Raw genomic sequence first — 25,080 nt, 5'->3', positions numbered from 1 at the left:
CTTGAAAAGTACCTCATATACTGATAAAGTTGCTCTGAATTTTCGGCTTTTGGCGCATTCCTGGAGATTATTTTAAGTTTTGTTTCACGCGTTCGCGAACGAAGCCGTTTCGTATCATCAATTTGTCGGTTGGGAGCCTTGAGTGCTTGCCCAGGTGCATTCCGGATCGCTGGTCGGTATAGATGCCTACCCGGTAGAAGTTGAGGTAGATGTCTATCCGGGACTTCCTGCCATTGCTGTGGTTGGGCTTCCTGACAATGCGGTGAAAGAGAGCACTGCTCGCGTCAAATCTGCAATAATCAACAGCGGCTATCCGTTTCCTTCCCGAAGAATAACGATAAATTTGGCTCCCGCGGCCTTGAAGAAAGAGGGTTCGGGCTTCGATCTTCCCATAGCACTGGGGATTCTTGCCGCCCTGGACCTGCTGACACCGGACAAATTGCAGAATTACATGGTAGTGGGCGAGTTGGCGCTGGATGGACGGGTAAAACCGGTGAAAGGGGCTTTGTCCATAGCACTTGCGGCCCGTGACAAGGGCTTCAAAGGGTTGATATTACCCGAAGCGAACACATTCGAAGCAGCGATCGTGGAGGGTATCGAAGTCCTCGGCGTTTCGAGTCTGCTGACAACAACCGGTTTTCTCATGGATCGCGTGCCGCTGTCTCCGGCCAAAGCTTCCGTGAACAGAACGAATGCCGCTTTCGGGTCCTATGATATCGATTTCAGAGACATAAAAGGCCAGCAGTACGCAAAGAGAGCCGTCGAGGTAGCTGCAGCGGGTGGGCACAATGTGCTCATGATCGGCCCCCCAGGCTCCGGCAAGACAATGATCTCGCAACGAATTCCGACCATCATGCCGGAACCCGTGTTCGAAGAAGCCCTCGAGACGACAAAAGTCTATTCGGCAGCGGGACTGCTGGATCGCAATCAATCCATCGTTCAATCAAGACCCTTCCGATCCCCTCACCACACTGTATCCGATGCAGGTCTCATTGGCGGAGGCATGATTCCCCGACCTGGTGAGGTGTCTCTTTCTCACAATGGAGTGCTGTTCCTGGATGAGCTGCCGGAATTCAGGAAGAACGTGCTCGAGGTGCTCAGGCAACCGCTGGAAGACGGAAAAGTCACCATCTCAAGGGCCCAGATTTCGGTCACCTTCCCCGCCAGATTCATGTTGGTCGCGGCTATGAATCCTTGTCCCTGCGGATATCGCGGAGACCCGAAACATCAATGCGGTTGCTCGAAACAGCTCATTCAACGCTATTGGAGCAAAATTTCCGGACCGCTTCTGGACAGAATCGACATCCACATAGAAGTTCCGGCTGTCGAGTGGAAAGAGCTTACGGGAGTGTCGGATGGCGAACCGTCTGAGGTTATCAGAAACCGGGTTGATGCTGCCCGGAAAATCCAGCTTGCTCGATTCACCCGAGGCGGTGTTTTCTCGAATGCGCAGATGACTTCCGCGTTGCTCAAAAAACACTGCAAGCTGGAAACTGAGTCGATAAAGTTCCTGGAGAAAGCGGTGGATAGACTCGGACTTTCCGCCCGCGCTTATCACCGGATTCTGAAGATAGCGCGAACCATCGCCGATTTGGAATCCAGCGAAAACATACGATCATCACACGTTGCAGAAGCCATTCAGTATCGAACCCTGGATCGTCGGTTATGACGCGAGCGGACTTACACCAATTTGCATTCAAAGCAGTAGTATCCGGGAACTTTTTTTGTAAAAAAGGTTCCCGAACCCTCCAAAAAACTTTTAGCACTCGCCCAAGTCCATAGTTTTTCTATCGAAAAACTATGGACTTGGGCGAATATTAAAAGTTCTTGGGAAGGGACTGGGAAACACTTCTTACAAGAAGGGTTTCCCAGATTTTATCTCTTTGAATGCAAATCAAGATAAGTGCATCGGTTCACTTTCAGGCCATGAGGCTCTCAGCTATCTTTCGGGCCTGATCTATCAAATCAGATCTGGAGGCAGCAGAATCCGCCGGACGTGGCCCGTTCATGCGCAACAGGTGTTTTTTCGAGAATCCGTAACGAGAGAGCCACATTTCATATCGAGGATACACGTCTGCGTATATTTCCAGACTTGGCTGCCCCTGGGAGAAAATAAAGACGGAGGTCTTCCCTGGCTGCAACCGGGAGGAAAAATCCGGATCGAGAAACGAATAGGTTCTATCGAAAAACGTCTTGAACTGGCCGGAAACCTCGCCGAAATAATTGGGTGAGGCGAATATCACCGCATCAGCTTCTCGTATCGCGTCCAATACCACTGTCAAATCGTCTTTGAGCACACACCTGTCAAGTTTGGTCTTGCAGGTCTCGCATGCCTGACATCCTTTGTAGTTGAGCTTGTTCAGTTGAAATTCCTGAATCTCTGCACCCTTCTCGGCTGTGGCTGAAAGAATGGTCTTCGCGAGAGCGGTGCTGTTGCTTTTGGCTCTGGGACTTCCGAGAATAGCAATGATTTTCATGTTACTTTCCTCTTTCTTCAGTAAAATTTCTGTGAAGTTTTGACGATCTATCTAAATAGCGAATCAGTCGAAAATTCCTTGTTCCGTTATACGAGCACAGCTTGAATGTGACAAGCCTTGGTATCATTCCGTCACACCTGATGGAAAAAATCTCTTGCCGAGACGCTTTCTGATCTTTCTTGTCGTCCTGCGGTTATTTTGTTGTTTCACGAACATCAAATTGCGGAATTATGCCATCTTTGGGGTTTTGCAGAATTCGGTCTTTGTTGGAACGTATTTCCGAAATTCCCTGCCAGACGATAGCAACATCCTGCGTTGAGTCCACCGAATCCAGCAGGATCATCTTACCGTTATCTCTTTTCAGGATGAGAAGCGAATCCAGGGGAATGGGAGGCCGCAAAGCGCTTCCCCGAGCGACGACCCCGTCAGCAGAAGCTATAAGTGCACGGTTCTCTTCGTTGTTTTCTGCAGATTTTGGAGAATAGAGAAAGTAAGCATAAACATCACGGTCGTTATAAAACATTTTGATGAATTCATCGAGGCCGTCCACTCCCTGAAAGACAACGGCACTTCCCGCTTTGGACTCAGAGATGTACGATTGAAGATCAAGAAATAAGAAGGTTGTGCCCGGAGTCACATCAGGAACAGCCCGGCGCAGACTGGAATATATGGCCGATCTCTTTTCTTCCGCAGACTGCCAGTTGACCCGAAGCCCGGCAAGAAATGCCGCCATGACCGCGATCAGAACTATCGCGGCTGCTTTCTTCGCTAGTTTTATCCGATGATTTGCCGATACCGAGAAGAATAGACCACCCAGGACGGCCAATCCGAATGACGCCGACGAATAGATCCTGCTTTGACTCGTGAAATCTACCTCAGACCGGTATCCCGCAAGAGCGTAAGGGAGAATACCTAATATGAGAACGGAAGTTCCCACCAGCGCTATGTAGGCACAATTGCCGGGCTCTTCTTTTGATGTTGGCACGGCCCGATCGGCATAAATCAGGAGAAGCCCTGCAATGATTGCCACCATAATTCCCCATGCCCAAGATAGAGGGTCTCCAGGAGGAAATTGCAGTGGAGCTGCACTGTATCGCACCAGATTTGCGGCATACGACCAGATCAGATCGAGAGAGGGCAATAACGATCTGTGCCCTACCGCACCGCCTGATAGCACGGCAAATCGTATAATCACAAAGAAGAGAAATCCTCCGAAAACGACCGAACCGATGCGAACAAGGAAGGTACGTGTGGAAAGGTCTCCCTGATTGAGAAGATACACCGGCCACACGAGCAGCGGAATGGCAAAAATCAGAAAAGTCGTGTTTTCATAAGTGAATGCTGCGACAAAATAGAGTAGTAACGGTACAATGAGCCCAATCCATGTTTTTTTTCCGGTTGCCCATTTCTGAAACGCCAGGGCAGAAGTCCAGAAGAATAGAGAAGAAATCCGAGAGTTATCCGTATGAAACATATAAATCAGATTGGAAACAGAGGGCAGCAGAAATGCAAAAAAAGTGCTGAGAACTACAAAAGCATTCCTTCCCGGAAAAGCATTGTGCAGGCATTTTCCCATGAGCAGGCAGGCTCCCGCCAGGAGAAACAAAGCGGAAAGCGTGTACAAGATACGATTCAAGCCGAAGAGTTCGAAAGCTATAACCGTGTAAAGACCTTCTACCGGGCGTCTTGACGCTATTGCATATTCCCACACCGAGCAGGGAAACGAATTCCAATAAGGGAATGCAAACTGCCACCAGTCATCCCCCTGAAATCCGATGTTTCCTATAAGAAGGGCAAGGCTGACGCAACAACACAGGAGCGCCGCTGCAATATACGGAAAAATGCGTGTCCGTGCCGAACGCTCTGCACTCATTTCAACGAGAGTGGCTTCAGCAGATTCCGTACTACTTTGATTCTTCAAGCGGCCCTCCGGCAATAATGTATTCCACTTGTTCTTCTCCCGGATTTGAAATGGTCATAGACTCTTCTTCGCCCATGTGAGCGGCCTGGCCTTTCTCGAGCCGGGTTGTTCCTTTTGCGGTTTGTAGTAGAAGAGGCCCTCCGGAAGCGCAAAGTATCTCTTCGTAACCTTTTCCGGGTTTCATAACGCGATCTTTCTCCAGAGGACTGAGAACACCGTAGATCATATAACAGGAGCGGGTATGCAAATCCTTGTACCCGAGAACATATTCTCCGCCTTCACGTATAGCCAAATCTCTTAAAGGAAACGTTTTCATGAAAGCCCTCTCATACCGGTTCACTTTTCTTTTCATAATCCGGGAGGCTGGAAGCATCCTTCGTTATCTTATGTGCGCAACTGCGAAAAGGTATCACAGTCACGTGATGCCGTTACATTACGCAAGACAGTGGATTCTTAACAGGTATCATCCTGCCGAGGTATATAGCAAGTGTACGAAATAGTGTCCGACTGCAAAAAATCTTAACGATTGGTGGGTGCCGTGCCTCCGTGCCGGCACATTTTTAAGATACAAATCAGCCACTTCGAGCCGGCAGGGACGCCGGCCCCTACCGTTCTTTTTGAGAACAATGAGTTCAAAAGGACATAAATTATGCCGACTTCTGTAAATCAACTGTCTAAGAAAGAAATTTCGTTGAAGGGATGATTAAAGGCAGGAATACGTGCTAGTGTCCTGCGCTCGTAAGAGCACTTGGAGAGCCGGGAAAGCGACAGGCAAAAGCCGGTGAAGGCCTTTGCCTGAGTCAACCTATTGTATCGGTGAGATGCTTACCAGCGAGACCTTCCGCCTCCATCACGGCCTTTTCCGCCGCCACCACCGCCGCCCATGGCTTTCTTCGGGCGGGCTTCATTTACCTTCAGGCTGCGGCCGCTGAAATCTTTCGAATCGAGATTTTCTATAGCGCGTAACCCGTCTTCCCGGTTTGACATTTCCACAAATCCGAATCCCCTGGATCGACCTGTAAACTGATCCGTAATGATTTTAGCAGAATCTACGGAACCGAACTGCTCGAACAATTCCCTCAGTTCACCCTCGTTTGCATTAAAAGACAGGTTTCCGACATAGATGTTGATACTCATACTCAAAACTCCTTTACTTGTAGCACTCTTCACTCCGGAGTGCCTATGTGATGTGGGGAACAATGGCTCTTTGTGAACGGGGATAAACCGGCTGGGTAATCCTCGGCACCGGGCGCCTCTGTCCTCTATTCTCAATCCTTGTATACGCCCGTGTCCCGATACAGGTCGACTGGAGTAACACAAGTCAAGGTACCACATGTATAGTGTATCCGACACCAAAAAGCAAGGAGATTAAAGGCAAAAGCCTTTCTCCAAGGGCAATTTCGCTCATTTGAACCGAAAATGTGGCGAAACGTTTTCGCACAGATGAAACGGCAGGAGAATCCTTTCCTAAATCTTTGCAATCGGGAACATTTTGTGACAAAAGAACTCCGTCAGGTACGGTGGAGGAATAATGCTTTCGCCAACCTGGAACATTCATAATTGATGCAATCAGAATCCGGAAGAATAAGTGTTTTGTTCATTCTTATTTGCGCTTACGTCGTCTGACTTCGAGAAACTTCGAGTCCAAGTAGGCTACTATTTTTTCACACGCTTTATCCAGAGAATCCGGAGTCACCACCATCGGCCAATGATCCTGAATGCCTTTCAACGAATAATCGTGGCCGATCTTGGTCAACACTTCATTGATCACTGCGCCCCTGTACAAGAGCCCGTCCTTTGATTTATCCGAGACTCGTTCCCACATATCGAGGAGCGCACGACGGATGCAAAATTCTACATCCGTCCAGATTGTGCGGGTTATTGCCACCGAGCAGAAGAGACGCGGTTCCACTTCCACGGCAAAAATCGCGATATGGAACATGGATTTTTGTTCCTCGGTAATGGCCACATCCGGAATCTTCTGAAGCTCGGTCCCAATAAGTTCGCTCAGTTTACCTCTATAGGCGTCCGGGCAATTCAAGTTGAATGAGACCCGGAAAACCGGCTTCTTCAAAACAGGAATCACTTCCTCGACGGTCTGTGATTTTGAATCGGGCAATGGTGCTTCTTGTGGGGGGGTCGTTTCTTCTTCGCGTCTCGGTATGGCTGGTTCTTGCTTGCGTTCTCTTCCTGTAGTCAGAAAACTTATGAAATTGCGTAATTGCCCCAGGGCGTCGCTGGAAATTTTTGTGATTTGAAAACCGCCGACCGGTCGCTCATCCTGACCTTCTTTGGTCATCCACCTGCATTCCGCCTCAAACTCGATGGGTTCCATCTGCCCGAGTTTGGAGGGATTCACCACAAACTGGCGTTTATCACCGACTTCCGCAAGAATTCCTTCGAGCTTCATGCCTCGTTCGGTCAGATCTCCGACTATCCCCTTGATGTCAGGATTTAAGGCATCATGAACCGGCAGCACAAAAGCCAGCAGCAATCGTGGAAATTCCCTCTGATGCTCCGAACTTACACTGTTATCCCAAAGAACCGGCCTGCAATAGAGTTCGGCCAGATCCACTGAATTCGATTTGAGGAGTTCCTGGTAGATCTTCTGCAATTCTCTCGCGGAAATCTCGTGTTTCTGCATAATTTCGGAATCGATCAAATCTGAACGGATATCCTCTATGATTTGGTCCGTGGCGGGGTGTGGTTTCATGATTCCTCCACTGCAAATTCATGCGATTATACCATAAATATTCTCTTTTATTGAGTAAAAAAAGCGTTCAGAGTTCTTCGAGATTGCGCGCAAGCCTCCTCGAAATCCAGGACGTTGAACCGCAAATTGCCGGAACTAATCCTAAACTAATCCGGTAATATATCTCGTCAAGCAGCGGCATTCATGATGGATTACTCCCACCCTAGAATCAAGTCACAGGCGTGAGGCGATGCGAATGTGTCATTGCGAGGGGTTCTCGCAACGACAGCATATCATGACAAAGATACAGAGAGTGAGGCTGATAGCTTCCAGGACCATCTTAGATCACATTGCTGCGATTTCAGCGCTCCTGAAGGATTCTCTTACGGTTTCGACTCCTGTTGTTCACGTTGTCGAAACACCTCTCGGACAGCGCTGATACCGTTCAAAGCCGCCGGAAATCCGGCATAGACTGCCGTGTGGTACATTAATTCAACTATCTCCTGTTTGGTACAGCCAACATTCAATGCTGCATGAATATGCACTTTCATCTGCGGTTCCATGGTGCCTTTGGCTGCAGTCACGGCTATCATTGCTATTTCTTTGTGTTTTGGAGTGAGGACATTTCTCGAAATCACATCACCATAAGAGAACTCAATAATGAAACTCCCCATATCGGGTGCAATGTCAGAAAGGCTTTTTAACACCCGCTCTCCGGCGCCCTTACTTGTCAGGTTAACCGCTTCGAGTCCGCGTTCGCGACGACCTGTCTTTTCCCCATAGGGAGAGGTACCGGTAGCGCTGACGGAAACGCCCTTTGCCTGAAAAACTTCTCGGGCGGTATTAATCCCGTTTAGGCCGCAGGGAAAACCGGCAAAGACCGTGGTGACGTACATGGTTTCAATGATTTCATCAGGCGTCAGTCCAACATTGAGTGCTGCGGCAATGTGGAACTTCAATTGAGGTTTCGCATTGCCAAGAGCCGTCAATGCGGAGATGGTCGCTACCTGTCTGGATTTTGGGTCCAGTGCCGGACGACTGTACATATCACCGTACCCGAATTCTATGATGAATTTCGCCATGTCCGGGGCAATATCCTGAAGGCTGCTCAGGACCTTATCAGCAGCTTCGGCATCCAAAGACCTGAGGGTCGTCAGCCCTCTCTTGTAACGCTCGTTTTCTTGCTCGGAATTCATGCTTGCTCCTGAATTGATGGCCGGAACTAAGGCCAAAAATGCACAGACAGACCCGATCAGACAAAACATGCCCAGTCTGCCGAGTTCCGTTCCTGATTTCCTCACCAACGTAAGTTTCACTTCATGGAGTGATTTCATTGTCTCTCTCCGGAAATCGAATCATGGTTGCGCCCATACAGGCGTCTCTCTTCCAGGATAGCCGGAGATATTCATATGTCTAATATATCTTGCATTCCTTTTCGATATGAAATACATATCAAACTATGGAAATGAGACAATTGAAATACTTTGTTGCAGTGGCTGAAGAACTGCATTTCGGACGTGCAGCGGAACGGCTCAACATTTGTCAGCCTCCTCTCAGTCAACAGATAAAGAACCTGGAAGAAGAATTGGGGGCACAGCTTTTTCATCGAAAAAACAAGAAAGTATCTTTGACCGATGCAGGTGCGGCTTTCTTGGAAGATGCCAGGGCCATTCTGGACAGAGCACGCTGTGCTGCAGAAAGGGCTCACGGCATTGCTTCCGGTGTTCTCGGCCGAATCTCACTGGGACTGGTTCTTCCGGCTATGGACACATTTGTGCCTGATGCAATCCGCGAATTCAGGTTGCAGAATCCCCTGATTGAAATCCAGTTGCTGGAGATGGGCTCAAACGCTCAGTTAACCGCTCTGAAGGCGGGAGACATTCACATGGGCGTAATGCGATTGTTCCAACACGATCTGAAAGGCCTGCTAACCGAGAAAATAGTAGAAGAACCCTACATCCTGGCGATTCCATCGGGACATCGATTTGAGTCGCTCCATGTGGTTCCTCTTGCCTTACTGGACGGCGAGCCACTTATCTTTTTCCCCCGGCGTCTTCACGCAAAATTGCATGACAGAATGATCGAATGCCTGGAAGCTGTCGGCTGCAACCCTGTCATCTCACAGGAGACTACCACTAAATTTGCATCCGTCGCGCTGGTAGCGGCTGGGTTCGGCGTAGCTCTCGTTCCTCAATCGACTCGGAAACACATGAGGTCGGGGGTAGTTTATCGCAATGTGGCAGGAGATCTTCCTGTGGTTGAGCTATCGCTTGTCTGGCAAGAACAGGCTGCACTGCCGGGCCTGGACAATTTGATAGCCACCATTCGAGACATGAGCCCATCGAAGAAGGAAGGTCAGGAAATACCTTCTTGAACCGTAGCGAGGGGCTGAAAATCAGGTAACGGGGAGGGACTCACTGTAAAAGTCCTTCCCCGAATTACTGATGAGAGAGAATGGGAGCATATTCGCTAACCTAGAATGTTTTCGGTTGGTTCCGGAGGAACAACTGAAAATAGGCCGGCGATTCATCGCCGGTTTAGGAAAAACATAATGATATTCGAGTCCCGGAGGGACGGCTGATTCACAAATTCCCGGCAATGAATTACCGGGCTATTTTCTTTAGTCCCTTCGGGACAAAAGAATTGGGACAGACTTAGCGCCTATGGAGAATGGGAGAACCTTCCTGTATTCAGCAGTGGAGTACACCTCAGCAAACGAGTCTTCACCGGGTTAACAAACTACCGATGCAGTTCGGGACGTTTTGACTTCCCTTTCTTCTTACCTGATTCCCGGGTCTTGTTCGATTCAACAACAACCGGTTCCTGAGATCGTGCATTTGCCTCCGCTAATTGCTCTACCGTCACTTTCAGCATGCCGAGGTCTCTGCTGAGCGGTTGAATATCCTCGTTCCAGCGAGCCATTAATTCGGCAGGCGAACTGTTCACGAAATCCCGCAGGCCGGATATGGATTTCTCAAGGTTGTTCACCTGTGTTCTTACGTCATCCAGCGCTGTGGTTTCAATCTGGAGCAGATTGGCCGTGACTTGGTCGACACGAGTCTGCATGCCGGTCATCACGCTTTGAAGCTCGTCAAAAGAGTCGCGTGAGACGAACGTCGGTTGCATTGATGCTAGGGTTTCTCTCATTGTACTGACACCGGAGGACAAAAGTTTGAGTTCAGATTGAAGCTCCGTCAGAGCATCCTTGGAAGCGCCTGCGCTTAATTGTTTTTCCAGTTTCGTCAATCCTGCCCCGAGATCGGACAATTGAGCTTGCATGCCGCTCACAGAAGACTTCACCTGTTCCACTGCCGCTACGGATGCTGTCTGAATCTCCTTCACATCGGTTTTTGAGGCAAAGGAGGTTGTGATGGCACCCAACTCGCTCAGGGATAATTTTAAGGCCGCCAGATCCGAGCTGAGCAGATCCAGAGCGCCTTTGAAATCCGCTACCATTTCTTGCGAAACGTAAGACTCGGTATCCGAACGCATTTGCTGGAGGTCATCTTTCATCTTATCCAATTCCCGGCTCAAAGGCTCCAAACCGCGAGTGACGAGTTCGGGAAGGTCTTTGTGGTTGAATCCCTCTATTTTGGTTCTGATAGAGCCCAGCGTATCTTCAACAACAGAAATCCTTGCGTTGATAGGATTCAGCATGTCGTCTGCAGTCCCGGGATGCAACGATTCAACCATTTTGCTCTTCAGTTCGGATACTTCTGACCCGAGTTGCGCAACATCTCGCACGAGCGGTTCTAATTGGACTTTAACGTTTTTGGCTAGTTCTCCGGAAGGAATGGTATTTCTTCTATCCAGCATGGAACCGATCTGATCTCGATATCGGTTCGCTAACCACACCAGGAACACAAAAGCCAAGAAAGGCCAGTCAAACACATTGTTCAGAACTCTGCCGTTGAGTTCCATAAATTGGTCAATGAGTCCCATCTTCTCTCTCCTGACGGATTAAAATCCAGATGTTTGATAGCTTTCAGGACAGTCCGGGAGATTAGAGACCATCCTTATTTTGGGCGCGAAGAATATCTGTATTGTATTGAATTGCAAAGAAAAAAAATCATCCTCCTCGTAATCTTTCGGTTTACTCACGGAGGTGAGACGCTTGGGGATATGTCAACGCAACAAAGTAAGTCCTGATTACGAGATAACTCGTTACTTTACTTGCCCCTCTGCCATCAGTGAATAACGTTTTTGTACAAGGTCAAAAAACTTGTGCCAAAACGTAAATTTCCAAGTTCGAGGAGAGTTCGATGATAGCAAGATCTATAGGAAAACTGCTCCTGATCCTGGCGTTTTCATTGTTGCTTGTTCAATTCTCCGGAGTCCAGGCAAATGCGAATGACAGATCCGGGAGCACGTCCATTCAGGCGGGGGATCAGGTAATAGCACTCTCCTCCTCTCATGATGCTCAGATAGAGCTGGTGCGCCGCAGAGGTTATTGGCGAGGAGGATATTACGGATATCCTTACCGATACTCTTATCGATATCCGTACTACGGTAGCTATTACAGGTACCCCTATTACGGCAGGTATTCGTACCGGCCGTATTATTACTACAATTATCGTCCTTACGGCGGCTACGCATGGAGCTGGTAAGCTGTTGAGGTGAAGGTGATTTTACGATCGCCTTCACTTCAATTCTGCGAATCTTTTTCAGCCTTCAAACTGAAGGTTGGAAGGGTTGCAACGCGTTTCTCCGCGGTTTGCAGGAAGAATCTGGCAGCAACCCCATTAAGCAAGCCGGTTCCCGCCGCGACAAAAAGGAGAGCTGGAGTAAGCAGAAATATACTGTCGTTTCGGATGAGGAGAAAATAAGCGACCGTTAATTGAGCTGTATTGTGCGCCAAAGCTCCAATGAGGCTCACACCTATTTCTGAAAAAAGGTTTCTTCCCCAATTGTGCGCAAATCCCATTGCAGCAATGGCACAGAGTCCTCCCGATAAGGAAAGCGCAAAACCGGGCGAACCAAACGTGCCGGAAGCGAGAGAGCCCAGAAATATTCTTCCCAGCGTGACTATCAAAGCATCGCTAAACCCGAACATGTAGAGAGTGGCAATCCCCACGATATTTGCGAAACCAAACCTGAACCACAGTACATTGAAGGGAATGAGCGATTCCGCAGTGTGGATTACTGTTGCAAGAGCCAGAAGTAGTGAAAGCCGCGCAAGTCTGGAAACATTCTCTTTCATCTGGCTATAGCATCCAGTCCGTCGTGGCGGGTTCGGCTGCTGACCGACACCTTATTCGGCAAACAAATGAGACAGCCTCCTTCCGGGCCGAAATGTCCCATGCGAATACATGTCTGATTCGGACAAGGGGAGGACTTGATACTCACTTTCTTGGCTTTTATTTCCACGAAAGTCGTGCCCAGAGGACCGTCAACGGGGATGACTCTGTCCTTGTCGAGTCCGTATGTACCAATAAACCGGTCTCCCGCACGAATTTCTACATCGGGCACTCCGGAAAAGACCCAGTGCGGAACCAAGAAACAAGACGAGACTGCAAGCAAAAGCATGGTAATCAGGAGAATTTTATCGGCGGCGGTTGTATGCATGCGGTTCCATCCATCCGGAATTCTAAAAGAATCTTGCGATATTTGCAATGTGCCGGTCTGTCCGGATCCGAGGTCGTCGAAGATTTCCTTCTCGCGTATCTTGGCCTGTGCGGCAAGGAGTAATGAACCTGTGTCATGCGGGATTCTCTTGCTGCACAGTGGCGAACGCCGCAGATGTTAGGACGATCATTCAGGATTTCTTCACCATAACTGAAGAGTTGCAGAGAATTCTTTATTTTTCTTGCATCTGGGCGGGATTCCGGTATAAATATCGTGACGAAACAAATTTGTGCACCAACATCGCAGAAGGCGGCTACCATGAAGTGTCCGGCCTGCGGCGCAATAGACGACAAGGTAATCGATTCCCGCCTTGGTAAAGATAACAGCGTAATCCGGCGGAGAAGACAATGTCTCAATTGTCAGAAAAGGTTCACAACCTATGAGAGAATTGAGGAGATCCTGCCGTACGTGATAAAAAAGGATGGGCGGCGTGAACCTTTCGATCGACGAAAAATAGTTGAAGGTATGCGCAGAGCATGCGAAAAAAGACCAATCAGTATCGACAGGATTGAGTCCGTAGCTGATGCAATAGAGCAAGAGCTGATGGAACGACCGGAAAAGGAGATAAGCGTCCAATATATAGGCGAACGCGTTATGACCGAGCTGCAGCAGATGGACGATATCGCGTACGTACGATTCGCATCGGTTTATCGATCGTTCCGGGACATCGAAGAATTTGTGCGTGAAATAAAGGAATTGTATGAACTCAAGGAAGCCCGGGAGCAGCGCCGAGCAGAGCCCCCGGAAGAAGTCGCAGAAATCCGAAATTCCCCGTGAAGCCAAGCGCTTTATGGCTATGGCGCTCAAGCTGGCCCGCCGAGGCTTGGGACGCACGTCTCCGAATCCTGCAGTAGGCGCGGTCATCGTCAAGAACGGGAAGGTTGTCGGCAAAGGATATCACCGGGCTGCAGGCGAACCTCATGCGGAAGTTGAGGCAATACGAGCTGCCGGATCCGAGGCACGGGGCGCGGATCTTTATGTCACCCTGGAACCCTGCAATCATCACGGTCGAACCCCCCCCTGTTGTGAAGCCATTCTCGAAGCCGGAATAGCGACTGTATGGTACGGAATAGACGATCCGAACCCGGGCGTGCGCGGTGGAGGCGCCCTCCGTTTGAGGGAAGCCGGACTTCAAGTAGTGGGAAATGTCTTTGAAGATGCGTGCAGAAGAGTCAATGAAGCGTATCTCGTCAATATCACCCAGCATAGACCATTCGTATATTTAAAACTCGCCATGAGCCTGGATGGAAGGATCGCGACACGGTCCGGACATTCGCAATGGATCACCTCTGAAGCATCCCGCCGCAAAGTTCACAGGCTGAGAGATCGTGTTTCCGCTATCATGGTGGGCGTAGAAACCGTCATATCCGATAATCCGTTACTCACCACCAGACTCCCTGACGGGAGAGGCAGAGACCCCATAAGGATTGTAGCGGATTCGCAACTCAGAACTCCTGCGGATTCTGCCATATTCAATCCATCGAGCACTGCCGGAGTCATCATCGCGAGCAGCAAGAATCCGCCGTTGGATCGAAAATACAAACTGGAATCTCGAGGCGCCAAGGTGTTGAGAACGTGCGGGACCGAGCGGGTGGACCTAAAAGACATGCTCAGGCGTCTCTATCTGGTAGGGATTACGTCCCTGTTAATAGAAGGCGGAGCCGGGCTGGCATGGGGCGCGCTTGAGGCCGGAGTCGTGGATCGGTGCCTTTTCTTCTATGCTCCCATCATAATCGGTGGAAAGACAGCTCCCTCCGGCGTGGAAGGAATGGGCATTAATCGGTTGGAGGAAGCTCCAAGACTTATCGACGTGAAAGCCTATCGGATCGGTCCTGACATTCTTCTGGACGGAAGAGTCAGTTATCCCACCATGGGGATCCGTCTCACTCAGAAATAGTTAGGACTTCACTATGATTTTGCAGATCAATGAGGCTTACCCGCAGCCTCGACGTATAGAAAAAATTGTCCAGGTACTCCGATCGGAAGGAACCATTATCTATCCGACGGATACCGTGTACGGCCTTGGCTGCGATATTCACAGCAAGAAAGCTTTGGATAAAGTACGTCGCATCAAGAAGATGGATAACAAGCGGCCGTTATCCTTCGTGTTTGCCGATCTCAAATCCATTGCCCAGTACGCTCAAGTCGAAGATTCAGATTATAAGATTCTCCGCAAGTATCTTCCCGGCCCTTACACGTTTGTGCTCAATGCCACGAGACTCGTACCCCGCATCGTTTTGACGAAACGGAACGAGGTGGGAATTCGAATCCCTGACAACAAGATCTGCCAGGCGCTGGTAACCGAATTGGGGAACCCTATTCTGAGTTCCTCCGTCAGGCTCCCGGACGACCAACTTCTGTGGGACCCGAAAGAGATCGATCGCATATACAAGGGTCAGGTGGATTTGGTTGTAGATGGAGGAGATTTCGTTCCCGAGCCTTCTACGGTGATAAGCCTGGTGGATGGTGCACCGGTGGTGTTGCGTGAAGGCAAAGGAGATGTGACACCGTTTTTGTAAGAGCTTCCCGAAAACGTCCTCTCCTGATCGAAATTCCAAGATCTTAAATGCATCCAGGGGGGTTGATATGACGTCTGTCATTGCGAGCGAAGCGAAGCAATCCCCTGAACGTTGGCGCCTGAGTCAGGAGATTGTCCCGCGAGACGTGGGATCGCTGTGCTCCTCGCAATGACAACATTTATAAAAAATTAATGTCCGATTGAGGATCGGAGTATTGGTGGGTGCCGTGCCTCCGTGCCGGCACATCTTCAATATGATCAATGATATCGATATAATGGACCGGCAGGGACGCCGGTCCCTACTAATATCTTGCACTGGAGCGTGGGGTAAACGTCAGAATTCTTGGCAACACCCATAGCTATAAAGCTACAACGAAATAAAAATCCTGTGCAACCCTGCCCTAGGAATCTTCCTAACCGTCTGGCGATATCACTCCCCACGGGGATTTTTATAGGATCGCTATAATGGAATTGCCGAATGGACGGTTCGGATGCTATTCGTGAAGTAGGGGCACACCGGCGCGTGCACGCAAAATTCGGGCAATCACGATGTCAACCTAGATGCCAAAAATCTCGGATCGCTATTCTGAGCCCCTCTCCAGAAAGAATTGGGAATCTTCTTTCACAAACGATTCCCTAATTCATTGCCTGTCAATGCGCCTTGCTTTTAAGCTATTGACGAGAATTTGCGCGTTTCTCCTCGAGCTGCCGATATGCTTCATTATCTCCTGCTTGCCTCGCATCCCCCGCTCTTCTGCGTCAGATCTGTCGGACAGCATTGCTGCAACCCAGCGAACCAGATCGGACGTGTCCCTCACCTGAATTCCGGCTCCTGCGGAAACCAGCGCATCCCTCGCTTCGCGAAAGTCTTCCATTGAGGGACCGAACAGCACCACTTTTCCCCAGGCCGCAGGCTCCAGGATGTTCTGTCCGCCTCTCTTCACGAGCGATCCCCCGATAAAGACCACCGATGCGAGTGAGAAGATTTGGAACAGCTCCCCAATTTTATCCACTACGATAATGCTTCGGCCGTTTCGTTTCTCTCCGCGGTCTGCAGCAGTCTTCAGAAGAGGCGCGTCGAGCTTCTTCTCATTGATTAGCGCCAGTATCTGGGGGGTTCGTTCTATATGCCGAGGGACAAGGATGAGAATGAGTTCCGGAAATCGAGCCGTGAGCGAGTCGTACGCGTCCAGGAGTATTTCAAATTCCCCGGGATGAATGCTTCCTGCGACAAGGACAGGCTCTTCACCAGTGAGTTCCAGAGCAGCGCACAATTGCGGATCAGGAATGGAAGGCAGCGCAGTGAGAGCAGCATCGAATTTTGTATTGCCCGTCACATGAATTGCCGTTTCAGGAGCACCCATGTCACGTATTCTCGCTGCATCCGTATCTGTAGACATAAGCAACAGATCCAGCTTTTCCAATGTAGACGAAAAGAAGCGCCGGAGCTTTCTATAGCGCGGGAACGATCTGTCAGAGATGCGTCCGTTGGCAATGGCAAGCATTGTGCCCCGATGTTTGAGGAGGTGTATAAGATTCGGCCACAATTCCGTTTCCATGAGCACGAACAGATCGGGATCGATCGTCTTGATCACGGGATTCAGGAATTCGGGAAAATCCAGTGGCATGTACAAGAATCCGTCAGCATTCTTTATCGATTCCCGAGCTTTTTGCTGACCGGTTTCCGTTCCAGTCGAGACAATCACGGAACTCTCCGGTACGAGTTCTTTCACTGCTTGCACGAGAGGGTTCAGAGCAGTGACTTCACCGACCGAAACGGCATGGAACCAGATCCTCGGTCTTCGGAGAGGTCTCAAAGGAAAATCGGCTGCGATCTTTCCTAATTTTCCCGATAAAGAGTTCCGATATTTTCCTTTGAACATGATTTGCGGCGCATAATACGCCGCCAAGAATGGAGCGGCTACTGTGTGAAGAAACAGATTGTACGCAAGAAGATTCATTGCAGGTCTTTCCGAGAATGCTCCAATGCTCGCACAAGGGCCGTTCACAACTGCATATGACGGACGTCACACGGGCACAGCACGGACCGCAATCATCTGCAGTCTTCAATTCTCGGTGAAAAGGTTGTCTCCAGTTTGAAATTCTTTTCCACAAGAAAGGGGTTTGGCTCCAACTGACCGATGCGGACAAGTGTCTTCCATCCTGCTGAAGTGGACTGGACGTCGAAGCGCGTGGGTAACCAGCCTTCAGTTCCTGCTTTAAAATCCGAGAAATCGGCAGTCAGATCGATTTCACCTGAAGGGTTCAGGCGAACCAGTCGCTTCAAATGAAGAGTCTGGGGCTCGAGAGTAGCGGCCCATACTTTTCCCCGAAAACTCATGCGCATCACTATTTTTTGATTGTCTCTGGAGAGCAGCCTATCCGGTCTTACGTCTTTCCATTGCAGCAATACGAGAGGAATGAGCGACTCTATTTCCGCGACATCGGGAAACTTGCGGCTGAAACAATCCTTGTTTCCCTTGATGATTTTTCCTTCGGAAGGAATGTACAGCTCAAAAAAGTTGGATTTGATGATCAACTCGAACAGGGAATTTCCGCCAGGAGCAACTCCCTGGAACCGAAAGTCCGACGGCCGCCGGTACAGGAGAAATCCTTTTACATCCTGCCTGGATTTTCCTTGCTCATAGGAGCTGGTAATATTCATTACCGCCTTGAGCGCGGAAAGGTTTTTTCCCTTGTCAGTGAGTCTTGTCTGAATTTCCTGAGGAGTTGCAGCCGATTCGACCGCGGACGAAGAAGTCACCCCAACCGAGACGATACCCAGGACTCCGCAAAAAAGTAAGGTCGTGAACCATTTTCCCGGGATTTGTATTTTGAGGGTGAACCGCCCTTGAAAAAACTGTTTTTCCATAAATGGTCTTCTTACCAGAGGCATCACCATGATGCAATGGAGAACAACCATTCTTCAACAATAAGACAGGCCACCGTCCTTGACCCGTGGGATTGTCTGATGCACAATGTTGCCGGATGAATGAGTCCAGGAGGGTATTATGAACTGGCTCACTGTGGACAAGGTTCACAAGTTTGAAGGTCAGCAAGTAGAACTTCGCGGCTGGATCGCGAACAGACGGTCTTCAGGGAAAATCAGATTTCTCCATCTTCGGGACGGGCACGGCATAATTCAGTGTGTCGTTACCAAAGATCAAACGTCGGCCGAAGTATTTGATTTGTCTGATCGAATTCCCTACGAATCGTCGGTGGTCATTCGAGGAATCGCAAAAAAAGAACCGAGATCCCCCATTGGGTATGAAATAAGCGTCACGGATATGGAGATGCTCTTCGAGGCCGAAGAATATCCCATAGCGAAGAAGGATCACGGAGTAGGTTTTCTCATGGATCACAGGCACCTGTGGCTTCGATCCTCAAAACAACATGCGCTCCTGAAACTCCGCTCCCAGATCACCCGTACAGCCCGAACCTTTTTCGACGACCTCGGATTCATTTCCATAGAGGCACCGGTGCTGACTCCTACAGCATGCGAAGGAACCACGTCACTATTTGAAGTGGCATACTTCGATCGTTCCGCGTACCTCACGCAATCCGGGCAGTTGTACGGCGAAGCCGCGGCTATGGCGCTCGGACAGATTTATGTGCACGGGCCTACCTTCAGAGCTGAAAAATCCAAAACGAGAAGACATCTCACCGAATTCTGGATGATCGAGCCTGAAATGGCTTTTTGGGAATTCGACGAAACCATTGACCTGGCAGAGCAGCTCATTGGCAAAATCGTTGAAGACTCCTTGGAGAAAAGCCGCGACGAACTGAAAATACTGGAGCGGGACACTTCTTTTCTCGAAAAGATAAAGCCGCCGTTTCCGAGAATCACGTATTCAGAGGCAGTGGATTTGTTGAAGGGAAAAGGCGTGGAATTCAACTGGGGTGACGATTTCGGAGCGGACGAAGAATCCGTGCTTTCAGAGTCATTCGACAAGCCGCTCTTTGTGACCCGGTACCCAGCAGATGTTAAGGCGTTCTACATGAAACGAGATCCGCACGATCCAAGGCTCGCATTGGCAGTAGATCTCCTGGCGCCTGAAGGATACGGCGAGATCATCGGAGGAGGCCAGCGGGAAGACTCATTAGAGCAACTCGAACACAGAATCGAACAACACGGTCTCGATCGAGAGCCGCTGCAATGGTATCTCGACCTGCGCAGGTACGGTTCCGTTCCACACGCAGGGTTCGGCCTGGGAATCGAACGGACGGTCACCTGGATCGCAGGTATCCATCATGTAAGAGAGACTATCCCCTTCCCCCGTCTTATGGATCGACTCTATCCTTAAGGAGTACAACCGGGGAAATCCTTCTTTGTAAGAGGCATTTTCCCGGCCCCCTATATTCCAGTTCACGATGTGGTGAGCAAAGCGAACCGAGATTGTCGCAAAACTATTTAAGACAACAACATCGTGCCACGATTCTCCATCCTTGTGGGGTAGACGGCGTAGCCAATGTAGGATGCGGTGACCAGCGATAACCGCATCAGTCGAGGTATTTCTCGACAGATGCGATTCGCTTCGCTCATCACATCCTACGTCAGCTACAATCAGACTGTCAGAATCGATGAGAATTCGTGCCACGATTTGAAATCAATTTCGACTTTTGAGACAATTTCGAACCGGATCGGTCGCGAAAGGCCTCGACTGATGCTGCTCGACAATTGGTGGGTGCCGTGCCTCCGTGCCGGCACGTTTTTCAAATACAAATCAACTAGTTCAGGCCGGCAGCGACTGTGTTTCTTGTCAAGGAAAAACTACCTGGAAAGGCTGTTTTCTTGAGCATTGCGTTTAGGATGACGATCATCTTACGCATACAAGCCGTGATGGCAACCTTGAAAGGTTTTCCAGCCTCAATGAGGCGTTGATAGAAAGGCTTGATGACTACATTGGACGTTATGGCCGCGACTGCAGCCATATACAGGGTTGAGCGTACATCCGCCCGTCCACCCGAAATCTCGCGCTTGCCTTTCTTCTTTCCGCTGTCTTTGTTGAGAGGCGCCAGGCCGACGAGGCGACTGATTTCATGACGGCTGACATGTCCCAGTTCGGGCAGTTTTGCCATGAGCACTCTGGCAGTTATGGGGCCCACGCCTTTGAAGGTTCGGAGGAGTTCCTCTGTTTCACGCCACAGAGGCGATTTCCTGATAAGGTCATCGACATCTTTATCGATGTCTTCGATTTCCTTATCTAGGGCTGCTATGACCGTTTGAATGCTGCGCTGCACGCGATTGGAACGGGCTCGATGGAGGCGATTCTTTTCTGATGCACGCAAATCAACAAGCTGCTTTCGACGTGTTACGAGTTCCTTGATTTGCTTTTCGTCCTCCGTTGGCAGCGGCTTCGGTATGGGCCTAACCGTTTGGGCAAAGCGTGCCAGCACATAAGCATCGATGGCGTCTGTCTTGGCGAGTTTTCCGATGCCTTTAGCAAAGTCCCGCACCTGACCAGGGTTGACGACAGCGATCGGCAGGCCGGCGAGACCTAACTGGGCCGCAACGGTTATCTCGTAGCCTCCGGTGGCTTCCATCACGATTACCATGGGGGTCTCTGCGTGGAGGATCTCAATCAGCGAGTCGATGCCTTGAGTGTCATTCTTGACGGTGGTGTGCATGCCTTTTGGCAGCACATGCGCATCCAACTGATCTTTAGAGATATCTATGCCAACAAAAACTTCTTCATGCATGTGTAACATCCCACCCTTGTGGATACGGACTTCTCAACGAGTCCAGGCGACTGTTCGGGCTTTTTACACGAAGGCCTCCGGTGATCCAGCTGCCGGGCAGTCTCAGAGGACCAAGGGACGAACGATCTACCGGTGCCTCTGCCCGACTCCTGCAGAGAGTCTGACAGACGTGCATCCCCCCTCTATCAGGACTCTTATATCTTGGCAACCAAGAGTCCTATTTTTTGAAGTACCTCGTATCATTGATCCAGTATCAGCCCCTCCCCTCAGCTCGGTACCGGTTCCAGAGATTCAGTACTTCATGGACAGAAACATACAAGGGACGCCGGCCCCTACCGTTCTTTCAAAGAACAATGTGGTCAAAAGGTCAGTAATTATGTCAACTGCTATAATCATATGAAAGATGTGCCGGCTCGGAGGCCGACACCCACCAATATTCTTGACCTTCAATCGGACATTATTTTTGGGTTTGAGTCGGTGAGGGAGAGAACGAATATCTTTGGAATAAGATGATGTGAAGGAAACAATGTGGGGGAAGAAGCGCATGTCCGCTCTTCCCGCTCACAGGCGGATTGGTGTTCGGCTTCCGTTTCCTCGCTTCCGCTATGATGCAATTACTTCGGAGCGAGTACCATTGTCATATTACGCCCTTCGAATTTCGCATTCTGCTCGACCTGGGCTTCGTCTCCCACCAGTTCCAGCAACTTGTCCATCAGGACATGAGCCTGTTCCGGATGCGTAATTTCGCGTCCTCGGAACATGATAGTGACTTTTACTTTACAATCTTCTTTCAGGAAGCCTATGAGTTTTTTTACCTTGTACTCGAGATCGTGTTCTTCCGTTTTAGGCCGGAGCTTGATCTCTTTCAGTACAACCGTAGCCTGTTTCTTCTTGCGTTCGTGCTCTTTCTTGCTTTCTTCGTAGCGGAATTTCCCGTAATCCATAATCTTGCATACGGGAGGGTCAGAGTTTGGGGCAACCTCGACCAGATCGAGACCGAATTCTTCGGCCCGCTGTAAAGCTTCCATCACATCGAGTATTCCCAACTGCTCCCCTTCAGGAGCGATTACCCGAACTTTTGGAGCGCGGATCCTCTGATTCACCCGGACCTTCGGTTCCGCAGGAACGGCCGCTCGCGGTCTTCCTTTCATGCCACAAGCCCCCTGGAAACAAACCATTCAGATTGTGCCGATCTGAGTCTTCTCATACCCGTTTGTCTACCTCGTCTCTGAACTGTGCAATGAATTCCTCGAAAGAATAAGTTTTCGTTTGATCTTCTCCCCTTTTACGAACTGCAATCGTCCCGGTTTCCATTTCTTTATCGCCGATGACAATCATGTACGGAATCTTCTGATTACGCGCTTCACGGATTTTGAACCCGATCTTCTCATTTCGTAAATCCGCTTCGAGCCGGACACCCCGATCTTTCAGTTTCTGTGCAACTTCTTCGGCATATGCATGTTGACGATCCGTGATGGTCATAATGATTGCCTGGACAGGCGAAAGCCACAGGGGGAATGCTCCTGCATAGTGCTCGATAAGCACTCCTATGAATCTCTCTATGGCTCCAAGTACCACCCGGTGAATCATGACAGGTCGTTTCCGTTGCCCGTCAGAGTCGACGTACGTGAGATCGAATCGGTCCGGCAAAGTGAAATCGCACTGAATCGTCGCACATTGCCATGAGCGTGACAGAGCGTCCTTCAGTTTAATGTCTATCTTCGGTCCATAGAATGCGCCGTCGCCTTCATTGATCTCATAGTTTACCTGAAGTTGCTTCAAAGTGCTCTCCAGGGCATTGGTCGCACGTTCCCAATCTTCATCCGTACCGATGGATTTCTCGGGGCGGGTGCTCAGTTCCATGGTGTACTCGAATCCGAACATGCCCATAACATCTCGGACAAAATTGATGATGCCGAGGATCTCGTCATTGAGCTGCTCCGGAGTACACAGGATGTGTGCATCATCCTGAGTGAACTGTCTCACTCTCAACAAGCCGTGAAGCACACCACTTTTCTCATGCCGGTGAACGGTTCCTAATTCGAAAAATCGGAGCGGCAGATCGCGATAAGACCGGATCTTGGATCGGTATATCATCATATGAGCAAGGCAGTTCATCGGTTTGATACCGTAATCTATCTCGTCCACAGTGGTGAAATACATATTGTCCCGGTAATTATCAAAATGACCTGATTTTTCCCAAAGCTCCCGTTTCAGAATCTGCGGTCCCTGGACCAGTTGATAGCCGCGTTTAATGTGCTCCACCCGCTCGAAATCTTCGATGAGATACCTGAGCATGGCACCTTTCGGATGCCAGATAACCAAACCCGGACCGACGTCATCCACTATGGAAAACAGATCCAGTTCCCGTCCGATTTTGCGGTGATCTCTTTTTTTCGCTTCTTCGAGAAGACGCAGGTAACCCTTGAGTTCATCTTTGGAGGGAAACGCTGTACCATAAATACGCTGCAGCATGGGATTGCGCTCATCACCCCGCCAATAAGCCCCTGCTACTTTCGTGAGCTTGAAACCTTTGATGAACCCGGAATCGGGAATATGAGGTCCGCGGCAAAGATCCGTGAAATCCCCCTGCGTGTAGAGGCTCAGCTCCGCTTCATTAATGTCCCGGATCAATTCGACTTTGTAGGTTTCGTTCTTTTCCTGGAAAAATCTTGTCGCTTCATCTCTCGGGAGAACGAAACGCCTGAACGGCAGGCGTCCTTTGACGATCTCCTGCATGCGAGTTTCGATTTTCTCCAGATCTTCGGGCGTGAAGGGCCTCGAAGTGTCGAAATCGTAGTAAAAGCCGTCTTCTATTGCCGGTCCTATGGTAACTTTCGCATCCGGAAACAGTTCCTTGACCGCCTGGGCCATCACGTGTGCGGTTGAATGCCTGAGTATGTCAAGACCTCTGGGAGACCGAACCGCAATGAAATCGAGAGATCCCGATTCGGTAAGCGGAGTGCTCAAATCGATGGAGTGGCCGTTAAAATCCGCTGCAACGATTTCACGACCATTGCCGATGCCAAGATCCTGCAATATGTCTCCAGGGGTTATTCCGGAAGAATAGGACTTGTTTTCGCCTTGTACTTGGATATCTACGGAGGGGTTCATACTTTAAGCAAACACATCTTAACAGGTGGGTACCGAAACCCGTTGTTTATCATTGAATGGAAAACCCTCCTCTTTCTTTCTTATTCGGGAAGGAAAACTTCGTACTCTGGTAGGCGCGTGGGGATTTGAACCCCAGACCCTCACCGCGTCAAGGTGATGCTCTCCCCCTGAGCTACGCGCCTTCATCGAAAAAAGCTAACAATCTAAACCCCCCTTGTCAAGGGAAAACTGGCACTCCCCAAGCGTACAGGTCCAACTCTGCACGCATTTATCGAACAGTTCTCCCGTCATGACGAAGAGAGAGGAGTTGTTTTACCCTGAAACTTCAGCTAATCGCATCTTCTTAGATCAAATGTGTGACGTTCACTTGCGACCGGTTATCGAATGGTATTATTCGCCGCCACACAGAATTTCTTGTCAGCCACGAGAGACTGAATGAGCTGTACTGCAGCTTGATTGTTCCACCGGGCGACACCCACGCTGTATCCCACAGCGTTTCCTGTGCAATCTACAATGTAGGTTGTTGGAAAGCCAGGAACTTCAAGTATTGCCTCTTGCATGGGGTTCACGACAAATGCGGTGTTCCGGCCGCTCATGTTCACGACTTTCAGCCCAAACCCTTTGCCCGCGTCAAACAGGACAGGAAACGGCGATCCGTGTGTGGCTGCATACCCCATAATTTCCTGAGGTGAATCAACGAAGTTGACTGCCAGAATTTCCAATCCCAGTGGTCCAAAGTTTTTCTTTAACTGATGGAGCAGCGGTTCTTCAACTTTGCAGGCTGGGCAGTTTATAGACCAGAAATGTAACAGCACGACCTTTCCGCGATAGTCTTTTAATGATACCGTTTGCCCGGAAGATGTCTTCAGTTCCATATTCGCGACCTGGAACCGCTTGGGATACAGGAAAATGTTTGCAGCCTGGGTAAGGTCAGTGGCATGAGCAGCAGAAACACTTATAAGAATGATCGTCAGGATTGCCATGATGTTTTTGAAGAGAGGCACTCGGTTTGCTCCTTTCGGGTGAACAATAT

The 25,080-nt window shown here is 49.7% G+C and carries 22 protein-coding genes and 1 tRNA gene; 7 read left to right on the top strand and 16 right to left on the bottom strand.

What is annotated here, in order from left to right; translation table 11 throughout:
- The first annotated feature begins 142 nt into the window (after positions 1-142).
- Positions 143-1,669 carry a YifB family Mg chelatase-like AAA ATPase gene (locus tag DESTI_RS05840; RefSeq protein ID WP_014809036.1) on the top strand — a complete coding sequence of 509 codons (1,527 nt, stop codon included), beginning with the start codon at positions 143-145 and terminating at the stop codon, positions 1,667-1,669.
- A gap of 250 nt (positions 1,670-1,919) precedes the next feature.
- Here the strand turns inward: DESTI_RS05840 and DESTI_RS05835 are convergent, their stop codons facing one another.
- The 6 genes from DESTI_RS05835 to DESTI_RS05805 form a co-directional block, all read right to left on the bottom strand.
- Complete coding sequence (locus tag DESTI_RS05835; protein ID WP_014809035.1) at positions 1,920-2,477, bottom strand: flavodoxin family protein; 558 nt, start codon at positions 2,475-2,477, stop codon at positions 1,920-1,922.
- A 193-nt stretch (positions 2,478-2,670) separates the two neighbouring features.
- Positions 2,671-4,398: a hypothetical protein gene (locus DESTI_RS05830; RefSeq protein ID WP_014809034.1), complete on the bottom strand. Its 1,728-nt coding sequence runs from the start codon at positions 4,396-4,398 to the stop codon at positions 2,671-2,673.
- Complete coding sequence (locus DESTI_RS05825; RefSeq protein ID WP_014809033.1) at positions 4,382-4,714, bottom strand: hypothetical protein; 333 nt, start codon at positions 4,712-4,714, stop codon at positions 4,382-4,384. Before DESTI_RS05825 ends, DESTI_RS05830 begins: the two co-directional genes overlap by 17 nt.
- A 509-nt stretch (positions 4,715-5,223) precedes the next feature.
- Entirely contained in the window at positions 5,224-5,535 is a 312-nt protein-coding gene (gene rbp / locus DESTI_RS05815; RefSeq protein WP_014809032.1) for an RNA-binding regulator, read from the bottom strand.
- Between the two features lie 466 nt (positions 5,536-6,001).
- Entirely contained in the window at positions 6,002-7,111 is a 1,110-nt protein-coding gene (locus DESTI_RS05810) for a PilZ domain-containing protein (protein WP_014809031.1), read from the bottom strand.
- A 362-nt stretch (positions 7,112-7,473) separates the two neighbouring features.
- Positions 7,474-8,424 carry a carboxymuconolactone decarboxylase family protein gene (locus tag DESTI_RS05805; protein ID WP_014809029.1) on the bottom strand — a complete coding sequence of 317 codons (951 nt, stop codon included), beginning with the start codon at positions 8,422-8,424 and terminating at the stop codon, positions 7,474-7,476.
- A gap of 140 nt (positions 8,425-8,564) precedes the next feature.
- Between DESTI_RS05805 and DESTI_RS05800 the strand changes: the two genes are divergently transcribed.
- A complete protein-coding gene (locus tag DESTI_RS05800; RefSeq protein WP_169316372.1) occupies positions 8,565-9,464 on the top strand; it encodes a LysR substrate-binding domain-containing protein in 900 nt (299 codons plus the stop codon).
- A 365-nt stretch (positions 9,465-9,829) separates the two neighbouring features.
- On the opposite strand, the gene DESTI_RS05795 is transcribed toward DESTI_RS05800, so the two are convergent.
- Positions 9,830-11,032: a coiled-coil domain-containing protein gene (locus DESTI_RS05795; RefSeq protein ID WP_014809027.1), complete on the bottom strand. Its 1,203-nt coding sequence runs from the start codon at positions 11,030-11,032 to the stop codon at positions 9,830-9,832.
- Between the two features lie 320 nt (positions 11,033-11,352).
- Here DESTI_RS05795 and DESTI_RS31190 point away from each other — a divergent pair, with 320 nt between their 5' ends.
- Entirely contained in the window at positions 11,353-11,697 is a 345-nt protein-coding gene (locus DESTI_RS31190) for a hypothetical protein (RefSeq protein ID WP_014809026.1), read from the top strand.
- A 38-nt stretch (positions 11,698-11,735) separates the two neighbouring features.
- Here the strand turns inward: DESTI_RS31190 and DESTI_RS05785 are convergent, their stop codons facing one another.
- The gene (locus tag DESTI_RS05785; protein WP_014809025.1) at positions 11,736-12,290 is read right to left on the bottom strand and encodes a Gx transporter family protein; all 555 of its coding nucleotides are present in this window, start codon (positions 12,288-12,290) and stop codon (positions 11,736-11,738) included.
- Positions 12,287-12,655, bottom strand: a complete 369-nt coding sequence (locus tag DESTI_RS28490; RefSeq protein ID WP_014809024.1) for a NusG domain II-containing protein — start codon at positions 12,653-12,655, stop codon at positions 12,287-12,289. The genes DESTI_RS05785 and DESTI_RS28490 overlap by 4 nt, the downstream gene beginning before the upstream one ends.
- A gap of 318 nt (positions 12,656-12,973) precedes the next feature.
- Between DESTI_RS28490 and nrdR the strand changes: the two genes are divergently transcribed.
- Genes nrdR through DESTI_RS05765 form a run of 3 tightly spaced genes read left to right on the top strand, consistent with a single transcriptional unit; the run spans position 12,974 to position 15,234 of the window.
- Entirely contained in the window at positions 12,974-13,492 is a 519-nt protein-coding gene (gene nrdR / locus DESTI_RS05775; RefSeq protein ID WP_014809023.1) for a transcriptional regulator NrdR, read from the top strand.
- On the top strand, positions 13,416-14,612 hold the full coding sequence (gene ribD / locus DESTI_RS05770) for a bifunctional diaminohydroxyphosphoribosylaminopyrimidine deaminase/5-amino-6-(5-phosphoribosylamino)uracil reductase RibD (protein ID WP_083846636.1): 1,197 nt from the start codon (positions 13,416-13,418) through the stop codon (positions 14,610-14,612). Before nrdR ends, ribD begins: the two co-directional genes overlap by 77 nt.
- 13 nt (positions 14,613-14,625) lie before the next feature.
- A complete protein-coding gene (locus tag DESTI_RS05765; RefSeq protein ID WP_014809021.1) occupies positions 14,626-15,234 on the top strand; it encodes an L-threonylcarbamoyladenylate synthase in 609 nt (202 codons plus the stop codon).
- Between the two features lie 640 nt (positions 15,235-15,874).
- Here DESTI_RS05765 and DESTI_RS05760 read toward each other — a convergent pair.
- Positions 15,875-17,194, bottom strand: a complete 1,320-nt coding sequence (locus DESTI_RS05760; RefSeq protein ID WP_014809020.1) for a 3-deoxy-D-manno-octulosonic acid transferase — start codon at positions 17,192-17,194, stop codon at positions 15,875-15,877.
- 92 nt (positions 17,195-17,286) lie between these two features.
- Positions 17,287-18,105 carry a hypothetical protein gene (locus DESTI_RS05755; protein ID WP_014809019.1) on the bottom strand — a complete coding sequence of 273 codons (819 nt, stop codon included), beginning with the start codon at positions 18,103-18,105 and terminating at the stop codon, positions 17,287-17,289.
- Positions 18,106-18,244: 139 nt separating this feature from the next.
- On the opposite strand from DESTI_RS05755, the gene asnS reads away from it, so the two are divergent.
- Complete coding sequence (gene asnS / locus DESTI_RS05750) at positions 18,245-19,537, top strand: asparagine--tRNA ligase (RefSeq protein WP_014809018.1); 1,293 nt, start codon at positions 18,245-18,247, stop codon at positions 19,535-19,537.
- Positions 19,538-19,961: 424 nt separating this feature from the next.
- Here asnS and DESTI_RS05745 read toward each other — a convergent pair whose 3' ends face one another.
- From DESTI_RS05745 to DESTI_RS28485, 5 genes are all read right to left on the bottom strand, one after another.
- On the bottom strand, positions 19,962-20,933 hold the full coding sequence (locus DESTI_RS05745) for an IS110 family RNA-guided transposase (RefSeq protein WP_014809017.1): 972 nt from the start codon (positions 20,931-20,933) through the stop codon (positions 19,962-19,964).
- A gap of 614 nt (positions 20,934-21,547) precedes the next feature.
- A complete protein-coding gene (gene infC / locus DESTI_RS05735; RefSeq protein ID WP_014809015.1) occupies positions 21,548-22,084 on the bottom strand; it encodes a translation initiation factor IF-3 in 537 nt (178 codons plus the stop codon).
- Between the two features lie 52 nt (positions 22,085-22,136).
- Positions 22,137-24,047: a threonine--tRNA ligase gene (thrS, locus tag DESTI_RS05730; protein ID WP_014809014.1), complete on the bottom strand. Its 1,911-nt coding sequence runs from the start codon at positions 24,045-24,047 to the stop codon at positions 22,137-22,139.
- 107 nt (positions 24,048-24,154) lie between these two features.
- Positions 24,155-24,229: transfer RNA gene (locus DESTI_RS05725), tRNA-Val, on the bottom strand.
- Between the two features lie 195 nt (positions 24,230-24,424).
- Positions 24,425-25,051, bottom strand: a complete 627-nt coding sequence (locus DESTI_RS28485) for a peroxiredoxin family protein (RefSeq protein WP_014809013.1) — start codon at positions 25,049-25,051, stop codon at positions 24,425-24,427.
- Between the last annotated feature and the right edge of the window lie 29 nt (positions 25,052-25,080).

It is taken from the genome of Desulfomonile tiedjei DSM 6799 (genome assembly GCF_000266945.1).
GTDB classification, from domain to species: Bacteria; Desulfobacterota; Desulfomonilia; order Desulfomonilales; family Desulfomonilaceae; genus Desulfomonile; species Desulfomonile tiedjei.
This window is presented reverse-complemented; position numbering and strand designations above follow the sequence as displayed.